Source organism: Pseudomonas sp. Bout1, from assembly GCF_034314165.1.
In the GTDB taxonomy this organism is placed as follows: Bacteria; Pseudomonadota; Gammaproteobacteria; order Pseudomonadales; family Pseudomonadaceae; genus Aquipseudomonas.
This window is the reverse complement of record NZ_JAVIWK010000001.1, coordinates 1,357,332-1,375,602: the sequence shown is the minus strand read 5'-3', so window position 1 is coordinate 1,375,602 and position 18,271 is coordinate 1,357,332. Positions and strand designations below refer to the sequence as shown.

The following is an 18,271-nucleotide window of genomic DNA, read 5'->3' as shown; positions in this document are numbered from 1 at the left end:
CTACTCCTTGGCCGCCAGGACTACCACTCGGTTGGCGCGGTCCACCGGGCGCACTTGCTGGCCCTCATGGAGTACATGCACACCCGCGGCGATTACCCAATCGGTCGGGTTCAAGCCTTCCAGCACCGGCACGGTTTTCTCGCCAAAGGCCCCGATGCGCACCGGTGTACGCTTGAGGGTATTGTCGGGCTGCACCACCCAGACGTAGGACGCACCGTTTTCCGCGCTCAGAGCAGACAGCGGTACCGAGAGGGGAATCACCCCATCCGCCTGTATGAATACCCGGGCGCTCTGCCCCAGTTCCGCAGGCACCTTGCCGCCGGTAAACGCAACACGGGCGGCGAAGGTTCGCGACTTTGGATCGGCAGCGGGCGACAGTTCGCGGATGCGGCCATTGAAGCGCTGGTCGGGCTGGCTCCATAGCTCCACAGACACCGGCTGGCCAATCTTGAAGCGCCCGAAGCTTTGCTCCGGCAAGCTGATCAATACTTCCCGCTCGCCATCGGTGGCCAAGGTGAAGACAGTCTGGCCGGCAGACACCACCTGGCCGACTTCCACCGCACGCTTGGCGACCACGCCATCCTGCGGGGCGCGCAGCACGGCGTAACCGGCCTGGTTATTGGCCACGTCGAATTCGGCTTTGATCTGCTTGAGGCGAGCTTCACCGGAACGGTAGAGGTTTTCGGAATTGTCGTACTGGGAACGGCTGACCATCTGACGGTCCATCAGGGTTTTGTAGCGGTCACGCTCGGCACGCACCAGGCTCAGGTTGGCGTCGGCGGCGCCGACTTGGGCGCGGGTGGCTTCCAGTTGCAGGCGCACGTCCTGGGGATCGAGTTCTGCCAAGGCCTGGTTGGCCTTGACGCGCTCGCCTTCCTCGACCAGTCGTCGGGTGACTTTGCCGCCAATGCGAAAGGCCAGGTCAGGCTCATAGCGCGCACGCACCTCGCCCGGGTAGCTGTCGGAAGCCTGCGCCGAAGGCTCTGGCTGCACCACCATGGCCGGGCGGACGGTGGTTTGTGCAGCTTCTTCATGGCCACAGGCAGCCAACAGGAATACCAAGCTGGCAGGCAACGCGAGTGGCAGGAAATAGCTGCGCATGCTGAAGGACCTTTCGCTAATGATGCTAGGAATAATTATACTGGCCGGTATGTTATTAATACCAAACTCACCAGTCCAGTAATAAAGTGAAAATGTCCGACAATCCTGTAAACACCAATAGCCCCGGGCGTCCCAAGGACATGGCAAAACGCCAGGCAATACTCGATGCGGCGAAAATCCTGTTCTTGAGTAATGGGTATGCCAGCACCAGCATGGATGCCGTGGCCGTGGAGGCCGGGGTGTCGAAGCTGACCGTGTATAGCCACTTCACCGACAAGGAGACGCTGTTCTCGGCGGCGGTGGTCGCCAAGTGCGAAGAGCAGTTACCGGTGATGTATTTCGAACTGCCGGCAGACGTGCCGGTGGAGAAGGTGCTGCTCAATATCGCGCGCGGCTTTCACGTGCTGATCAACAGCGAGGAGTCGGTGAACCTGCATCGGCTGATGATGACGTCGGGGAGCCAGGACCCGAAGTTGTCACAGATCTTTTTCGAGGCAGGCCCGATGCGCATGCTGCAGGGGATGGAGCGGCTGTTGGGCAAGATCGACCAAAGTGGCGCACTGAGTATTCCCAAGCCGTTCACCGCCGCCGAACATTTTTTCTGCCTGCTCAAGGGCACGGCAAATTTTTGTTTGTTGTACGGGTGCGGGGGGCAGTTGAGTGCCGAGGCGGCCGAGGAGCATGTGCAGGAGGTGGTGGGGTTGTTTATGCGAGCTTATCGGGATTGATGAGCCCTAGGGGTTGGATGAGGGCTATAGGGTTTGCGCTCTTACAGCACAACCCTAAGTCGCCGTTACCGCAGCAATGGATAGGCACTCAATAAAGCCAGCTCAAGCGTTCCCCGCCAGCCTCAACCGCGCAGCCTGAGTAAAATCCAGCATTCGCTTGAGCGGTCTGACAGCCTGCGGAATCACTGAAGGCTCAACAAAAATCTCGTTGCTCCCCTCACGCAAACATTGCAGCGTGCGCTCCAGGGTGTTCATGGCCATCCAGGGGCAATGCGCACAACTGCGACACGCCGCCCCATTCCCGGCCGTCGGTGCCTCGATAAAAACCTTATCCGGGCACAGCTGCTGCATCTTGTAAAAAATGCCCCGGTCAGTCGCCACGATAAATGTCGTGTTCGGCAACCGCTGCGCCGCCGCGATCAGTTGGCTGGTAGAGCCCACCGCATCCGCCAACTCAATCACCGACGTCGGCGACTCCGGGTGCACCAGAATTGCCGCGTCCGGATACAGTGCCTTCATGTCCTCCAACTGCTTGGACTTGAACTCCTCGTGAACGATGCACGCACCGTCCCACAGCAGCATGTCTGCGCCTGTCTGGCGCTGGATATAGGTGCCCAGGTGCTTGTCGGGCCCCCAAATGATCGTCTCACCGTTGTCCATCAGGCTTTCGACGATCTCCAGCGCGCAACTGGACGTCACCACCCAGTCAGCCCGGGCTTTCACCGCCGCCGACGTATTGGCATAAACCACCACGGTGCGCTCGGGGTGCTGATCACAGAACGCCGAGAACTCATCCACCGGGCAGCCAAGGTCCAGGGAGCACGTGGCTTCCAGGGTCGGCATCAGGATGCGTTTTTCAGGCGTGAGGATCTTGGCCGTCTCCCCCATGAAACGCACGCCAGCTACCAACACCGTCTTGGCCGGGTGCGCCGCGCCGAAGCGGGCCATTTCCAGGGAATCGGAGACACAGCCACCGGTTTCTTCGGCCAGGGCCTGAATCACCGGGTCGCAGTAGAAGTGCGCCACCAGCACCGCGTCCTGAGCCTTGAGCTCGGCAGCGATGGCAGCACGGTAGCCCGCCTCTTCTTCGACACTCAGCACCTTGGGCTGCTTGGCGTCGAGATGGGCTTGGACCAGAAGGCGTTCGGAAATTTGCGTCATGTTCGCAAGACCTGCAGGCGCAGTTGCGCGAAAGTCGAGTGTACCACCGGCTTTGGAGCCCTTCGGGCGCCGCCGGACGAAGTGATTGTGTTCATCAAGCACGGTGAAGCTGCGCAAGGCTACAGAATATCGAATGGATTCAAAAGCCTAATCTGGGGTTGGGCGAGGCATAAAAAAGGGAAACCCGGCCAGGGGTTTCCCTTTTTAACAACGACGGTTTAACCAGGCAAAGCGGACGGATCGTCTTGCAGCAACACCCACTGATGCATGTTCGCCAGCGCATCCTTCAGGATGGTTTCATCCGCACCCTGGGCCTTCTCGCCTTCGCGCGCCGCATACTCCAGCAACACCAGGTAGTCGCGATGGCTGCTGGCCTGGTTTGGCACCACGGTGTCTTTAACCAACATCCCCATCTCGTAGCGCTGCGTACGGGTGTTCTGGCTGGCGCTTTGGTCCACCGAGGCGTTGGTCAGGAAGCCATCCTTATAGGTGATATTCGCCGAGCTGCTGGCCTTGTCGTCGACCTGCTTATAGAGGTAGTTCTGCGACTCACGCCGGGTGTCCAGGGCCGGTGCCTTCCCGCCATTGAGCCCCAAATGAAAACTGGCCTTGAGCTTTGATTGCTGGCTCTGATCAATCGTGCGGTTGGAGATGTCATTGCCGCCGACACGCGTCTTCTGGGCAACCTCATAGGCAAACGTGTCGGTTTCCGACAGGCGAGCCGGGTTAGTCGATTTGGCGGCCTGGGTGATGGAGGCCTTGAAGTCTGCCAGGCCGGTCAACAAGCCTTGATCCGCCGTGCTGCGGGTCAGCGCCGCTGGCGCTTTGACGCCCTGCGGGTAGTTGCTGTTCATGGCGGTAAACGCATCCTTGAACATCGCCATCAGGTCAGCGTCGGCCTTGCCACGCGCCTGGGCCTTGTCGAATTGGGCCAGGTAGCTTTTCAGCGCGATGGCCTGTTGCTTGGCGTTGCCAAGGATGCCGGCATTTTTCAGGTCTACCGAGAGATTCACCTCCCCCGCCGGGCTGCTCATGCGCGTGGAGCGGCTCTGGCTGTCCGCATGGAATGCCAGGGTTAGGTTGTCGGCGTTGCCTACTTTCAATTTGCCGCTTAGATCCACCGAGGACAACACGCTGGAATCAAACTGCGTCAACTTGCCCAAGTCGAGTTTCGGCGGCTGGGCGCTCATGCCGTCGACGGCGCCTTGGAAGGCCTCGCCCAACTTGGCGATTTCCTTGAGCTCGGCGGCGCTGAGGGTGCCTCCGTCCACCTTGGCCTGCGCGGCCAGGCCACCGGCCTGGCTGGCCAAACTGAAGGTGACGGTCTTGCCGCTGGCCGTCTTGACGGTAAGGCTGACCAGGTTGTCTGCCTGGGTGTGCAGCAGCGCTTGTTGAACCTTGAGTTCGGTGGGGCTTTGGGGCTTGGACGAGGTGGTACTGAGCGCTGACTGGGAAATGTCCGTACCGCCCTTCGCAAATTGCTCGATCAGGGTAGCGCCCAAGCCACTGAACCCTGTGCCTCTGGGCAGCGCATAAAAATTCGTGTTGATTGCTTTGGTCACCGCATCGTAGCTGTCGCTTTCCCACGCATTGATCGGCCCATGGCCAGGCAACTGGCCGTTGCGAGAATAGGTTTGGGCGAGAAGGTCTAACGTGACATTGCCAAGGCTGACCACTGAGGAAGGACGCACGCCAGTCACATCCGTTGCTGGCGACAGCGTGGCTGGCGGCGTAACGGCTGGTCGATTGGCGAGGGCGATGGCCGAGCTGATCGGCGAAAGCGTAGTCATGACGATCCCTGTCTTGAGCTGGATTACGCTTAATTTAACCAAGACAGGGAAGGTTTGGTAGCACGATTGATACAATTAATAGCAAAGAGCCATGTCAGAAAAATGACTCTTCGCCCTCTTTCAGTGCATCAGAAGCGGTAAGTGACCGAACCACCAAAACCGTTGGCACTGTTTTCATACTTGGCGTTGTAGGTCAGGCCCAGGGCTGGCTGGCTCTGGCGCACCTTGATCGGCTCTTCCTTGAGGTAGGAATAGGCAACGTCAAAGGTCACGTTTTCGATTGGCGTCCACCCGGCACCCAGGCTGAAGACGGTGCGGTCACCCGTCGGAATTCGCACGGAGCGGTCGGTGTTGTTGGTAGGTGTCTGATCCACCGAGAACCCGGTACGCAGCACCAGTTGCTTGTTGACCCGATACGCTGCGCCGATGGCATGGGACCAGGTGTCGTGCCAGTTCTGCTGTTCGGTGATGGAGTTCAAGCCGCCGAACTGGGCGGTCAGGGCCGACACGCCATCGTTATTGACGGTGATCTTCTTCAACTGGCTCCAGCGGGTGTAGGTGCTGCCCAGGTACAAGGTCCAGTCATCATTCAATTGGTGGGTAACGGAGAAGTCCACCGACGATGGCGTCGTCACGTTCAGGCTCGCGTCATAGCGCTGTGGGCCGCCATCAAACGCATCGGACACAAGGCCTGAAGCGTTGGTCTTGCCGGTGAGGTGGTAGACCACTTGCGAGTGATAGGTCACGCCGATACGCGTGCTTTCCAAAGGTTGCACCAGGATACCGGCGTTAAAACCGGTGGCGGTGTCGTTACCCTTGATCTTGACCTGCTCACCCGCGCCGCCACCGAGCGGCACGTTGGAATCCAGCTCACCCGAGATACGGTTGAAGGTCGGCCCGAAGCCCACCGAGACCTTGTCGTTGAAGGCATAGCTGACCGTTGGCTGGACGGTGACGACCTTGATCACGCTTTTACTGCCAAAACCGTTGCCCTGGAAAGCGTTCTCATAGTCGGTTTCCAGGCCGAACGGCGCATAGATCCCCAGGCCGAACGCCCAGTGTTCATCAATCGGTGTCACGAGGTAGCCCATCGGCACAGCAATGCCCGGCACCATGTCGCCCTTGTCGGTGCCGGGGTTGTTGGCACCAAATTGCGAGGAGCTGGCGTTTTTGATATTCGAACTGGCATCCAGGTAGGTCGCCCCGATGCTCACTTCATTCTGCTTGAGGCGGGACATGCCGGCCGGGTTGCCGTACACCGTACTGGCGTCATCGGCGGAAGAGGAACGCCCGGCGTAGCCTGTACCCATTGAACTGATGCTTTGTTCATTGAGGGCAAAACCACCGGCAAACAAGGAGGTGGAGGCGAGCGAAATCGACAGCGCCAAAGCGCTCTTGAAGAGTTTTTTATTCATTATTAGAACTCGAATTATTGGGCAGCACGAGGAAGCTACCAATGTTCGAGCGGGCAAATTATGAAGAGTTTTTCATGCAATAAATTGTCCGACAATCTCACTGTTTTCAAAGACTTCGGCGGATTTTCCAGCACGTATTCAGACCTGAAAACCTGAATATGACCGATGGGTTTTCATGAAGGTGCAGCGTGTTGGCCGCACCTTCATTATCGTCAGCGAACCCAGTATTTGTTGGCCGCCGCGATGGTCGCAAACTCCGTCGCCACCACTTGGCCAATGCTGATCAGCATCGCGGCGTCGTTGGCGTATACATCCCGCAGTCGGTTGCGCACGGCGTCGTCGGGCTGGGTGGCCTTGATCACCAGGCGGGCCATCTTGATCGCCAGTTGGCGCCCGTCTTCAGGGGTCTCGGTGATCAGGGAATTGTTGGGTATCAGGCTCATCAGGGTTTCCTCTTGTTATTGATCGCTTACTGCCGACGCCCGAAGGACACCGGGTACGCGGCCGAACGTGCATTGATCATCGGGTCTTGCGGCTCGACGCCTGCCGGGACGTTGTTGGGCAGGAACATCAGGCTTTTTTGCGCGGCCACGTTATCGGCGACCGCGCGGGTGATTTCGACGGTACCCAGTTCGACCACCGGCCGGCTGTTCGGCCAGGCGGTGGACGGGTCGTCCAACTTGTCGCCAGGTTCGGCCACCTGGACCACCAGCTTGAAACGGGCTGGAGCCTTGGCGATGCGCTGCAAGATTTCCTCGCTCAGGTAATCCGGCTGCGCCTTGGCAGCCTTTGCATCAGTCAGGTAATGAGCACCGCTGACCGGCAAAAATTGGTAGCGACCGAATGTCACCTTGCCCGCCTCGTTGATGAACCTGAAGGTGTTCACTCCATAGTAGGGCAGCGTGGCGAAACTTTCCGGTGCCGGCTTGGGCGCCGTGAGGAACGCCTTGGCCACCGGATGGCTGGCCAGGTAACCGTCCAGCGGCGTGGGTTTGGGCACGTCGGGGCCGCTGGTGCCGAGGGCGGTCAACAGGTCACGAAAGTCGTCGGCGGTGGGTGACGGGAAGCCGTTGAACGAGTGGGCGACGATGTCTGTAGAACCGCCGCCAGGCAGCGCGAAGCGAATCGCCAGGCCACGCGGGCTGGCCAGGGCGTGGTTGTCGGGAATATCCGGAATCCCGGCAAAGTTGGAAAACCGCACCGTCACCGGCACAGCGCTCGTCTGCAAATGCACCGCTTTGCTGATGGAGGCTGCCGAAGGGCTTGGGGTGAACTGCCCTTGCAGCACCACACCCTTGGCGTGCACGGCGCGCGCACCGGGATGTTGGCCAAACACCCCGTTCAAGGCATCAACCAGTTGGGTTGGGGTGGATGGCTGGGCCGGTGCGTCCTGGGCCGCCGCACTGGCAATCAAGGCCAACGAGAAAGGGACGGCCAAGAGTAAATGAGTGGTTTTTTTCATGGTGAAACCTGCAGGGTGGTGGGTGATCCCGGCAGATTCTAATCGACAAAAAACAATTACGACAATAACTTTTGTTATTATTGTTTTTATCCCGCTTTCAAAACAGTTAACGGTATACTCGGCCCTCCAACCAGCCAGCGAACCCAGCCAGCCGTGAGCACCAAAAGCGACATCCTCAACCTTCTGCAACGCGAACCCCTGACCGTGGTGCAGCTGTGCGAACACCTTGCCGTCACCCGTAATGCGGTCATCGTGCAGCTCAAGCAACTGGAGTCCGAAGGGCTTGTGCGCCGCAGCAAGATCCGCCCGCCCAATACCGTGGGCAAACCGCCGGTGGTGTTCGAAGCAGCGCCCGGCAGCGAAGACGTTACCTCCACGGCCTACCAAATTCTGCTGACCAACCTGCTCGCGGTGCTCAAGGACCGCTACGCCGCCGAGGAATTGGGCGACGTGCTGGAGCAGACCGGCCGCCAACTGGCGCAAAGCGCTGGCCTGGCCAACCCGAAGGACTTCGACAGCGGCCTGCGCGCTGCCATGGCGGCCGCCGATTCCCTGGGCGCCAGCACCGAGGCGGTGGTTCAGGAAGGTGGCGTGATGGTGCGCAATTTCACCTGCCCGGTGGGCAGCGTAGTGCGCGAGGAGCAATGCGTATGCCGGGCCATGGCCGGGTTCTTTTCCGAGGCCACGGGTTTTCCTGCCAGCGAACAGTGCCTGCGGGAAGACCGACTGATCTGCCAATACTTTATCCAGCAAGGTCAGGGCGCCGCTGAATAAGCATCAAGTCGCTGGTGGTATAGGTGTTGCAATGACATGATAATGGTCATTCAATACGCGCGGCCGCACTCAAATGAATAGCAATGCCGGGAAGGGTTCCGAAACAGATAGCCCTCCCGCATCGGGCGTGAGCGATTTGTCCATCGCAGACTTGAACCACAGTGACGCCTTCACCGAGCGCGTGCTTGCCAGCATCAATGACTGCATCAAAGTGCTGGACCTCGACGCACGCCTGACCTTCATGAGCGAAGGTGGCAAGCAGATCATGGAGGTCAGCGATTTCAACGCAATTCGCGGCTGCCCGTGGCCCGACTTCTGGCAGGACCAGGGCAATCTCGACGCCCTGGCCGCCGTGCAGGCTGCCCGGGATGGACGTAATGCCAGCTTCGTCGGCGCTGCCAATACCATGGCCGGCAACCTGAAATGGTGGCACGTGAATGTCAGCCCGATCATGGGCAGTGACGGCCGCCCGGAAAAAATCCTTTGCGTTTCCCGGGACATCACGCCCCTGCGCGAAGCCGAAGAAGCCCTGCGCAAGCTCAACGAATCCCTGGAACAACGGGTGATCGAACGCACCCGCGACCGCGACCGTATCTGGCGCCTGTCACCGGACCTGATGCTGGTGGCGCAACTCGACGGTGTGATCTCCGCCGTGAACCCGGCCTGGACGCGCATGCTCGGCCATGCAGAAAACGAGCTGGTAGGCAGCCAATTGCTGGCCCTGGTTCACCCCGACGACCTGGCCGTCTCATCCTCGGCCGTCAGCCGTTTGGGGGATGGCAAGAACTTCCCCAACTTCAAGAACCGTTACCGTCATCAGGATGGCAGCTATCGCATGATTGCCTGGACGGCCGTGCCCGACAGCGACTACATCCACGCCGTAGGCCGCGACATCCAGGCCGAGGAAGAAGCCAAGGAGGCCTTGCGTCTGTCGGAAGACGCCTTGCGTCAGTCACAGAAACTGGAAGCCATCGGCCAACTCACCGGCGGCGTCGCACACGACTTCAATAACTTGCTCACGGTGATCAAGTCCTGTGCCGACTTGCTAAAGCCGCCCACCCTGAGCGAAACGCGACGCGTCAAATACGTAGAAGCTATCGCCAGCACGGTCGACCGCGCCGCTCGCCTGACCGCCCAATTGCTGACCTTCGCCCGCCGCCAGGCCCTGCGGCCGGAGGTGTTCAACGTCGGCGAAAGTGTGATGCGGGTCGGTGAGATGATGGACAGCCTGACCGGTTCGCGGGTCAAGGTGAGCATTCAGGTACCCGACGATGCCTGCTTTATCAACGCCGATGAAAGCCAGTTCGACACAGCGCTAGTGAATATGGTGGTCAACGCCCGAGACGCTATGGCCGGTAACGGGCATTTGACGATCACCGTGTCAACCGCCAACTGGCTGCCCTCGGTACGCGCCCACCCGGTACGCATCGCCGATTACGTGACCATCGAACTGGCCGACACCGGCGCGGGTATCCCGCCGGAGAAACTCGACGCAATCTTTGAGCCCTTCTATACCACCAAGGGCATCGGCCAGGGCACCGGGTTGGGCTTGTCCCAGGTGTACGGTTTCGCCAAGCAATCGGGCGGTGAAATCCTGGTGCAGAGCGAATGCGGCAAAGGCAGCCAGTTTATCCTGTACCTGCCCAAGGTCGAGCCAAGCGCCATGCCGGCACTTCAAGACACCAGCCCTTCGCTGATCGTCTCAAGCTTGTGTGTGTTGATGGTCGAGGACAACGCCGATGTTGGCCTGTACACCTCGCAAACCCTGGAACAGATGGGCTTTAACGTGCTGTGGGTACCGGATGCCAACAGCGCGCTGGAAGCCCTGGCCCCCAACCCGGAAAGCTTCCAGGTGGTGTTCTCAGACATCTCCATGCCCGGCATGAGTGGCCTGGAGTTGCTGGACGCGATCGAGGCCCTGTACCCGTGGCTGCCGGTGGTGCTCACCACCGGCTACAACGACGAATACGCCCGTATCGCGCAGGAAGAGGCCAGCCGTTTCGTGCTGTTGCAAAAGCCCTACTCCACCGAGGCGCTGGCATTGCTGCTGCAAAAAGTCGTCAAGAGCCGCCTGTCCCTGATCGCACAAGGCTAAACCGCAGGCGGGGCCGCTTCTGGAACGTTGCCCATCTCCAGCGCCAGGTCCAGCCAGGCCCGCGCCGCCGGTGGCAGGTGCGCCTGACGTCGCCAGGCCAGGGCGATGTGCCAATCGGTCTGGGGCTCGTCCAACTGGATCAGGGCGATGCCGGCATGCAGGTGTTTGTAAGCCAGCATGCTCGGCAAAAATGCGACGCCCAAGCCGGCGGCCACCAGGTCGACGATAAAATCGATCTGGGCGCTGCGGGCCGTGATACGCGGGACTACGCCTCTGCGCTCGCACGCCGTGAGAATAATCCGGTTAAGCGCAAACCCGGCTTCGAACAGAATGAACGGCGAGTCGGCGAGGTCGGAAAAATCGACGCTTTGGCGCCCGGCCAAAGGATGGTCAATCGGCATCACCACCATCAAAGGCTCGACGCGCACATCCTGATATTCAAACTCACCCGCCACCGGTACCAGCAGCGCGGCCAGATCCACCTCCCCGGCCTCCAGGCACTCGCCCAATTTCTTGCTGCCGTGCTCGATCAGCTCGATCTCGATCTCGGGGTAACGTTGTCGGTACAGGGCGAACATCGCCGCAAACAACACGCCACTGCCCACCGGCGGCAAGCCAATGCGCAATACACCGCGCTTGAGCCCGAGTAGATCATTGATCTCGGCCACCAGGTCACTGCGCTCGGCCAGCAACACTAGAGCACGACGGTAGGCAATTTCGCCGGCCGCCGTCAGCTCGCTCTTGTGGCCGAGGCGGTTGAACAGCGGCGTACCCAATTCATCTTCCAGAGTCTTGACCGCCTTGCTGACGGTAGACTGGGTGAGCGACACCACCTCGGCCGCCTGTGAGAAGCTGCCCTGGCGCACCACTTCGACAAAGGCCAGCAACGTGCGAAGGTTCATGAGTATTCCATTTGCGACTTGATTCAAGTTGGAAAAGTTGTTTTTACCATGAAAGGCCTTTGTCTATCCTTCCCCCCACCGTTTTCTCCACTCGGGGCATCACTGTTCATGATCATTTCGTCCGCATCGGATTACCGCGAAGCCGCCCGCCGCAAACTGCCGCGTTTCCTGTTCGACTACATCGACGGCGGCGCCTACGCCGAACACACTCTCAGGGCCAACAGTTCGGACCTGTCGGATATCAGCCTGCGCCAGCGCATCCTGCGCAACGTCGAAAGCCTGAGCCTTGAAACCACGCTGTTCGACCAGCCATTGGCGATGCCGGTGATCTTGAGCCCAGTGGGCCTGACCGGCATGTTTGCCCGGCGTGGTGAAGTTCAGGCGGCGAAGGCGGCAGCGAACAAGGGCATTGCGTTTTGCCTGTCGACCGTTTCTGTGTGCCCGATCGAGGAAGTGGCGTCCCAGAGCCCGCAATCGATCTGGTTTCAGCTGTATGTGCTGAAAGACCGCGGCTTCATGAAAAACGCCCTGGAGCGAGCCCAGGCCGCCGGGGTGAAAAACCTCGTATTCACCGTCGACATGCCCACCCCCGGCGCGCGTTATCGCGACGCCCATTCGGGGATGTCCGGCGCCTACGGGCCGCAACGCCAAATACTGCAGGCCATGACCAAACCGGCCTGGGCCTTCGATGTCGGCCTGATGGGCCGCCCTCACGACTTGGGCAACATCTCAAAATACCTGGGCAAACCCACCCAACTGAAGGACTACATCGGCTGGCTGGCCAACAACTTCGATCCCTCCATCAGCTGGAAAGACCTGGAGTGGATCCGCGAATTCTGGAAAGGCCCGATGATCATCAAGGGCATCCTCGACCCGCAGGACGCCAAGGACGCGGTGAGCTTTGGTGCCGACGGTATCGTGGTCTCCAACCACGGCGGGCGGCAGCTGGATGGCGTGTTGTCCACGGCCAAGGCATTGGCACCTATCGCACAAGCCGTGGGCAGCGATCTGACGGTGCTGGTGGACTCCGGCATACGCTCGGGGCTGGACGTGGTGCGCATGCTCGCCCTCGGTGCCAAGGGCGTCCTGCTGGGCCGGGCGCAGGCTTACGCACTGGCGGCTGACGGACAGCGTGGCGTGGAAAACCTGCTGGATATCTTCGCCAAGGAGATGCGCGTGGCCATGACGCTGACCGGGGTGACGTCGATTGCACAGATCGATGAATCCATTCTGGTACGCAACCTGGGTTAATTGAAGAACGACCTCGGAATCGCGCTTCCGGGGTCATTCAAGATATTTCTAAATGTTTCTTCATAAAATCAAACCGTCATTAAACAGACACATTTCAGGAATTAAATCGTCACGTCCCAGACAGGTGGAGCCCTCCACCTAACCCTTTCCTTTGAGGTGTCGTCGTGATGTTGCTGACCAAAAAGAGTCTGTCAGTGTTGTTCACTGCCCTGTGCCTGAGTGGTGTCGCTCACGCTACTGACGTCACGGGCGCAGGCTCCAGTTTCGTTTACCCGGTGCTGTCCAAGTGGGCCCAGGAATACAGCAAAGGCTCCAGTGACCGGATCAACTACCAGTCCATCGGTTCTGGCGGCGGTATTGCCCAGATCAAGGCGGCAACTGTGGATTTCGGGGCTTCCGATGCGCCGCTGTCAGCCGATGAACTGAAAGCCGGCGGCCTGGGCCAGTTCCCAAGCGTGATTGGCGGTATCGTGCCGGTGATGAACGTCGAAGGCGTTGCCCCGGGCCAACTGAAACTTGATGGCGAGGTGCTGGCGAAGATTTTCCTCGGTGACATCAAGGCCTGGAACGACCCGGCAATTGCCGCGCTCAACCCTGGCCTGAAGCTGCCTGGCGCGAACATCACCGTGGTGCACCGCTCGGACGGCTCGGGCACCTCCTACAACTTCACCAACTACCTCGCCAAAGTCAGTGACGGCTGGAAAACCAAAATCGGTTTCGGCACCACCGTGCCGTGGCCAGTCGGTGTGGGCGGCAAGGGCAACGAAGGTGTTTCTGCCTACGTGAAGCAGATCAAGAACTCCATCGGCTTTGTCGAATACGCCTACGCGCTGCAAAACAAAATGACCTACGCGTCGCTGAAGAACGCATCGGGCAAGTTTGTTCAGCCTGACGCCAAGGCCTTCCAGGCAGCGGCTGACACCGCCGACTGGGCCAACGCCCAGGACTTCAACTTGATCATGACCAACGCGCCGGGCGAGAACGCGTGGCCGATCACAGCCACCACCTGGATCATCATGTACAAGCAGCCGAAGAACGCCGAGCAAAGCCAGGCCGCTTTCAACTTCTTCAAATGGTCGCTGGAAAAAGGTCAGCAGCAGGCTGCGGCACTGGACTACGTAGCGTTGCCCGATTCCCTCGTGACCCGGATCGAAGGTTACTGGAAATCTGACTTCGCCCACTGATCCGCCCTCCCATGATCCCCTTGCCCAGGCCGCTTGGCGCTTGAGCAAGGGGATGAGCACATCTGACATGAATGAAACTGTCCAAACCCTGGCCATGACGACTCACACGGGCGATGTGTCGGGTGACAGCCGCGCCGCTCGTGATCAACGCAATGACCTGTGGTTCAAACGCTCGATGTTCGGCGCCGCCATGCTCGTCTTGCTGTTGCTGGCAAGCATTGCTGCCTCGACATTATGGGGCGGCGGCCTGGCCTTCAAGACCTTCGGTTTCGGCTTTATCACCAGCACCGAATGGGATGCGGTCAACAACCACTTCGGCGCGTTGGTGCCGATTTACGGCACCTTGGTCACGTCTTTTCTGGCGCTGCTGATTGCCGTGCCGGTGAGTTTTGGCATCGCGATTTTTCTCACCGAAGTAGCGCCGCCCTGGCTGAGAATGCCGGTCGCCTCCGCCGTTGAGTTACTGGCGGGTATTCCCTCGATTATCTATGGCATGTGGGGGCTGTTCGTGTTCGGCCCGTTTATGGCCGAGTACCTTTCACCCTGGATCAACGATTACCTGGGTGCGCTTCCGTTGATTGGCTCACTGTTTCAGGGGCCGCCACTGGGCATCGGGATGCTGACCGCCGGTATCGTGCTGGCGATCATGATTACGCCGTTTATTACCTCGGTGATGCATGAAGTTTTCCGCAGTGTGCCGACTCAATTGAAGGAGTCGGCCTACGCGCTGGGGAGCACTACGTGGGAAGTTGTGTGGGACATCGTATTGCCCTACACACGCTCGGCAGTGGTCGGCGGGATCTTTCTCGGACTCGGTCGCGCATTGGGCGAAACCATGGCCGTCACCTTCGTGCTCGGTAACGCGCAACAGTTCTCCGCCTCGCTGCTGATGCCCAGCAGCTCCATCGCGTCCGTTATCGCCAACGAGTTCAGCGAGGCCTATACCGACCTGCATCGTTCGGCGCTGATTGCGCTGGGCTTCCTGCTGTTCATCGTGACATTCGTGGTGCTGGCGCTGGCGCGGCTAATGCTCATGCGCCTGTCGCGCAAGGAGGGCCTGTGAACAGCAACGAACGGCTGTACCGCAAGCGTGCCTTCAAGAACCGTGTGGCCATGCTGCTCAGTTGTGGCGCGACCGCCTTTGGCCTGCTGTGGCTGGCGTGGATTCTGCTGACCACCATCATCAATGGCTTCCAGGCGCTCAACCTGCGCCTGTTTACCGAGATGACACCGCCGCCCGGCACCGACGGCGGCCTGGCCAACGCGTTTTATGGCAGTGCCCTGATGTCGGGGATTGCCCTGCTGATTGGTACGCCCATCGGGCTGATGGCGGGCATCTGGCTGGCAGAGTTCGCACGGCATTCGCGCCTGGGGACCACGGTTCGTTTCATCAACGACATCCTGCTGTCTGCGCCATCAATCGTGCTGGGGTTATTCATCTATACCGGCGTGATCCTGCCGCTGAATCTGCTGACCAATCATCAGGTGGGTTTCTCCGCCATTGCCGGCGCCCTGGCATTGGCCCTGTTGGTGATACCGGTGGTGGTAAGGACGACTGACGAAATGCTCCAACTGCAGCCCTCGACCCTGCGCGAGGCAGCCCTGGCCTTGGGTGTGCCGCAATGGAAGTTGACGCTGCAGATCGTCCTGCGGGCCGCCAAGGCTGGCGTGGTGACCGGCATCCTGCTGGCGCTGGCGCGAATTACCGGGGAAACCGCACCGCTGCTGTTCACCGCCTTCGGCAACCAGTTCTGGAGCAGCAACCTGCTCAAACCGATTGCCAGCGTACCCGTGGTTATTTTCCAGTACGCCATGAGCCCCTTCGATGACTGGCACTCCCTCGCCTGGGCTGGCGCCTTGGTACTGACGATGTTCGTGCTGGTGCTGAGTTTGCTGTCTCGCCTGATTCTTTTGCGCAATAGGTCCCACTGATGCAATCGACCCGAATTGATCCTGACAAAACCAAAATCCGTGTCCGGGGTTTGGAGTTTTTCTACAACAACCAACGTTCGCTGAAATCCATCGACATCGATATTCCGGAAAAACGCATCACCGCGATCATTGGTCCATCGGGCTGCGGGAAGTCGACCTTGCTGCGCGTGTTCAACCGCATCTACTCGATGTACCCCAAGCAGGAAGCCCGCGGTGAGGTGCTGCTGAACGGCGAGAACATCCTGGCACCGGGCTACTCGATGAACCGCCTGCGCAGCCACGTCGGGATGGTCTTCCAGAAGCCGGTGCCCTTCCCCATGTCGATCTACGACAACATCGCCTATGCCGTGCGCCACCATGAAAAACTGTCGCGCCGGGAAATGGATGATCGAGTCGAGCAAGCGTTGCGCGGCGGCGCGCTGTGGGATGAGGTGAAGGACAAACTCAAGCAGAGCGCCCAAAGTCTTTCGGGCGGGCAACAGCAGCGCCTGTGCATCGCCCGCACCATTGCGCTGCGCCCGCAGGTATTGCTGCTGGATGAACCGACCTCGGCGCTCGACCCGATTTCCACCGGGCGCATCGAGCAGTTGATCACCGAGTTGAAAGAGCAGTACACGGTGATCATCGTGACTCACAACATGCAACAGGCAGCGCGCGTGTCGGACAGCACCGCGTTCATGTTCATGGGCGAACTGATTGAGCACGGCAATACGGATGAGATCTTCACCAAACCCAGGATGAAGCAGACCGAGGACTATATAACCGGGCGGTTTGGCTAGGTTTAACGAAAAAAGCCGATCACTCTCAGCCTTGAGAATGATCGGCTTTTTACTGGGCAAAAAAAAACCCGGAAATCCTCACTTGCGTGGGCCTTCCGGATTTTCTAAACCGCCAAAAATGGTGGGTCGTGTGGGATTCGAACCTACGACCAATTGGTTAAAAGCCAACTGCTCTACCAACTGAGCTAACGACCCGCTGTGTGGTGGCGCGTATAATACTGATTTCTAAGGATTATTCAACACCTTATTTTAAATAAATCAGAAATAACGCGTTGGGTCAGTAATTCCGGCCGCCTGGAAGCCTTCAGCACGCAGTCGGCAGCTGTCGCATTTCCCACAAGCACGACCATCATTGTCCGCCTGATAGCAGGAAACAGTCAGCGAGTAATCGACGCCAAGTCCTACGCCAGCCTTCACGATATCCGCCTTGCTGCGGCTCTGCAGCGGCGCCAGGATGCGAAAGCCCTGCCCCTCTACACCGGCCCTGGTCGCAAGATTGGCCATGCGCTCGAACGACTCGATGTACTCGGGACGGCAGTCCGGGTAACCGGCGTAGTCCAGCGCGTTGACGCCAATGAAGATGTCGCGGGCGTTCAGCACTTCGGCCCAACCGAGGGCCAGGGATAGAAAGACAGTGTTACGCGCTGGCACGTAGGTCACCGGGATGCCTTCGCTGGGCGCCTGGGGCACGTCTATCGAGCTGTCGGTTAACGCCGAACCGCCGATGCCGTTGAGGTTCAGGCCGATCACCTTGTGCTCGACCACACCGAGGTCGCGGGCGACGCGGGCGGCGGCGTCGAGTTCGGCGCGGTGGCGCTGGCCGTAGTCGAAGCTGATGGTGTAGCAGCTGTAGCCTTCTGCTCGGGCCATGGCAACCACGGTGGCAGAGTCGAGGCCGCCGGACAGCAGGATGACCGCACGCTTGTGATCAGTCATCTCAGCGCCCCGGCTCGTCGTTCCACAGGTATTTGTGCAGTTGCAGTTGCAGGCGTACCGGCAAGTTGTCCGCAACGACCCAGTCGGCCAGGTCACGCGCATTCAGGTCATGGTGGCTTGGGGAAAACAGCACTTCGCCAGCGCGACGGTCGAGGCCGTACTGGATCAACTTGGAGGTCGCCCAGTCATAGTCTTCACGGGAACAGATGACGAACTTGACCTGATCGTTGGCTGTCAGCAGCTCGATGTTCTCGTAACGGTTGCGGTGCACTTCCTTGGAGCCTGGAGTCTTCAGATCGACAACCCGGCTGACACGTGGGTCGACCGCAGCAATATCCAGGGCGCCGCTGGTTTCCAGCGACACCTCGTAACCGGCATCACACAACTGCTTGAGCAAGGGAATGGCATTAGGCTGCGCCAGTGGCTCACCACCCGTAACGCAGACATACCGCGGCCGGTAACCGGCCACTTGTTCGAGGATGTCGTCAAGGGTACGCACGGTGCCGCCGCTGAAGGCGTACGCGCTGTCGCAGTACTCGCAACGCAGCGGGCAACCGGTGAGGCGCACAAATACAGTGGGCAGGCCGGCAGTGCGCGTTTCACCCTGCAACGAGTAAAAAACTTCGGTGATACGTAATGTGTCTTGCATAGTCGCCACGGGCGTAACAGCTAAACAGGCTGTCCGCCTCCGTCAGGCACTTCAAGGAATTCCGCCAACGCGTAAACCCCAAAAAGCGTGTGTCATAAAAGGGCGTGGATTC

Annotated in this window: 17 protein-coding genes and 1 tRNA gene; 8 read left to right on the top strand and 10 right to left on the bottom strand. The window is 59.6% G+C overall.

Annotated features, from left to right (window positions below; genetic code table 11):
* Window positions 1-1,101, bottom strand: coding sequence for an efflux RND transporter periplasmic adaptor subunit (locus RGV33_RS06190; protein ID WP_322143517.1), 1,101 nt, complete (start codon window positions 1,099-1,101; stop codon window positions 1-3).
* A 92-nt stretch (window positions 1,102-1,193) separates the two neighbouring features.
* Between RGV33_RS06190 and RGV33_RS06185 the strand changes: the two genes are divergently transcribed.
* Window positions 1,194-1,829, top strand: coding sequence for a TetR/AcrR family transcriptional regulator (locus tag RGV33_RS06185; protein WP_322143516.1), 636 nt, complete (start codon window positions 1,194-1,196; stop codon window positions 1,827-1,829).
* Between the two features lie 102 nt (window positions 1,830-1,931).
* Here the strand turns inward: RGV33_RS06185 and nadA are convergent, their stop codons facing one another.
* The 5 genes from nadA to RGV33_RS06160 all read right to left on the bottom strand — a co-directional run bounded on the left by nadA (window position 1,932) and on the right by RGV33_RS06160 (window position 7,657).
* Window positions 1,932-2,990, bottom strand: a complete 1,059-nt coding sequence (nadA, locus tag RGV33_RS06180; protein ID WP_322143515.1) for a quinolinate synthase NadA — start codon at window positions 2,988-2,990, stop codon at window positions 1,932-1,934.
* Between the two features lie 218 nt (window positions 2,991-3,208).
* Complete coding sequence (locus RGV33_RS06175; protein ID WP_322143514.1) at window positions 3,209-4,780, bottom strand: lactate dehydrogenase; 1,572 nt, start codon at window positions 4,778-4,780, stop codon at window positions 3,209-3,211.
* Window positions 4,781-4,908: 128 nt separating this feature from the next.
* Window positions 4,909-6,195: an OmpP1/FadL family transporter gene (locus RGV33_RS06170; RefSeq protein WP_322143513.1), complete on the bottom strand. Its 1,287-nt coding sequence runs from the start codon at window positions 6,193-6,195 to the stop codon at window positions 4,909-4,911.
* A 212-nt stretch (window positions 6,196-6,407) separates the two neighbouring features.
* Entirely contained in the window at window positions 6,408-6,638 is a 231-nt protein-coding gene (locus tag RGV33_RS06165) for a hexameric tyrosine-coordinated heme protein (RefSeq protein WP_322143512.1), read from the bottom strand.
* Window positions 6,639-6,664: 26 nt separating this feature from the next.
* Window positions 6,665-7,657 (bottom strand): catalase family peroxidase, encoded by a 993-nt coding sequence (locus tag RGV33_RS06160; RefSeq protein WP_322143511.1) that lies wholly within the window; start codon window positions 7,655-7,657, stop codon window positions 6,665-6,667.
* Window positions 7,658-7,810: 153 nt separating this feature from the next.
* Between RGV33_RS06160 and RGV33_RS06155 the strand changes: the two genes are divergently transcribed.
* Entirely contained in the window at window positions 7,811-8,431 is a 621-nt protein-coding gene (locus RGV33_RS06155) for a helix-turn-helix transcriptional regulator (RefSeq protein ID WP_322143510.1), read from the top strand.
* Between the two features lie 136 nt (window positions 8,432-8,567).
* Window positions 8,568-10,526: a hybrid sensor histidine kinase/response regulator gene (locus RGV33_RS06150; RefSeq protein ID WP_322148625.1), complete on the top strand. Its 1,959-nt coding sequence runs from the start codon at window positions 8,568-8,570 to the stop codon at window positions 10,524-10,526.
* On the opposite strand, the gene RGV33_RS06145 is transcribed toward RGV33_RS06150, so the two are convergent.
* Window positions 10,523-11,428 (bottom strand): LysR family transcriptional regulator, encoded by a 906-nt coding sequence (locus RGV33_RS06145; RefSeq protein WP_322143509.1) that lies wholly within the window; start codon window positions 11,426-11,428, stop codon window positions 10,523-10,525. The genes RGV33_RS06150 and RGV33_RS06145 overlap by 4 nt on opposite strands.
* A gap of 108 nt (window positions 11,429-11,536) precedes the next feature.
* On the opposite strand from RGV33_RS06145, the gene lldD reads away from it, so the two are divergent.
* The 5 genes from lldD (at window position 11,537) to pstB (ending at window position 16,574) form a co-directional block, all read left to right on the top strand.
* Window positions 11,537-12,679, top strand: coding sequence for an FMN-dependent L-lactate dehydrogenase LldD (gene lldD / locus RGV33_RS06140; protein WP_322143508.1), 1,143 nt, complete (start codon window positions 11,537-11,539; stop codon window positions 12,677-12,679).
* A gap of 167 nt (window positions 12,680-12,846) precedes the next feature.
* Window positions 12,847-13,863: a phosphate ABC transporter substrate-binding protein PstS gene (gene pstS, locus RGV33_RS06135; RefSeq protein ID WP_322143507.1), complete on the top strand. Its 1,017-nt coding sequence runs from the start codon at window positions 12,847-12,849 to the stop codon at window positions 13,861-13,863.
* Window positions 13,864-13,930: 67 nt separating this feature from the next.
* Window positions 13,931-14,926 (top strand): phosphate ABC transporter permease subunit PstC, encoded by a 996-nt coding sequence (gene pstC, locus RGV33_RS06130; RefSeq protein WP_322143506.1) that lies wholly within the window; start codon window positions 13,931-13,933, stop codon window positions 14,924-14,926.
* 50 nt (window positions 14,927-14,976) lie between these two features.
* A complete protein-coding gene (gene pstA / locus RGV33_RS06125; RefSeq protein WP_322148624.1) occupies window positions 14,977-15,795 on the top strand; it encodes a phosphate ABC transporter permease PstA in 819 nt (272 codons plus the stop codon).
* Entirely contained in the window at window positions 15,795-16,574 is a 780-nt protein-coding gene (gene pstB / locus RGV33_RS06120; protein WP_322143505.1) for a phosphate ABC transporter ATP-binding protein PstB, read from the top strand. The genes pstA and pstB overlap by 1 nt, the downstream gene beginning before the upstream one ends.
* Before the next feature lie 119 nt (window positions 16,575-16,693).
* Here pstB and RGV33_RS06115 read toward each other — a convergent pair.
* From RGV33_RS06115 to queE, 3 genes are all read right to left on the bottom strand, one after another.
* Window positions 16,694-16,769 (bottom strand) — tRNA-Lys (locus RGV33_RS06115).
* 63 nt (window positions 16,770-16,832) lie between these two features.
* Entirely contained in the window at window positions 16,833-17,510 is a 678-nt protein-coding gene (gene queC, locus RGV33_RS06110) for a 7-cyano-7-deazaguanine synthase QueC (protein WP_322143504.1), read from the bottom strand.
* Window position 17,511: 1 nt separating this feature from the next.
* Window positions 17,512-18,159, bottom strand: coding sequence for a 7-carboxy-7-deazaguanine synthase QueE (gene queE, locus RGV33_RS06105; RefSeq protein WP_322143503.1), 648 nt, complete (start codon window positions 18,157-18,159; stop codon window positions 17,512-17,514).
* Between the last annotated feature and the right edge of the window lie 112 nt (window positions 18,160-18,271).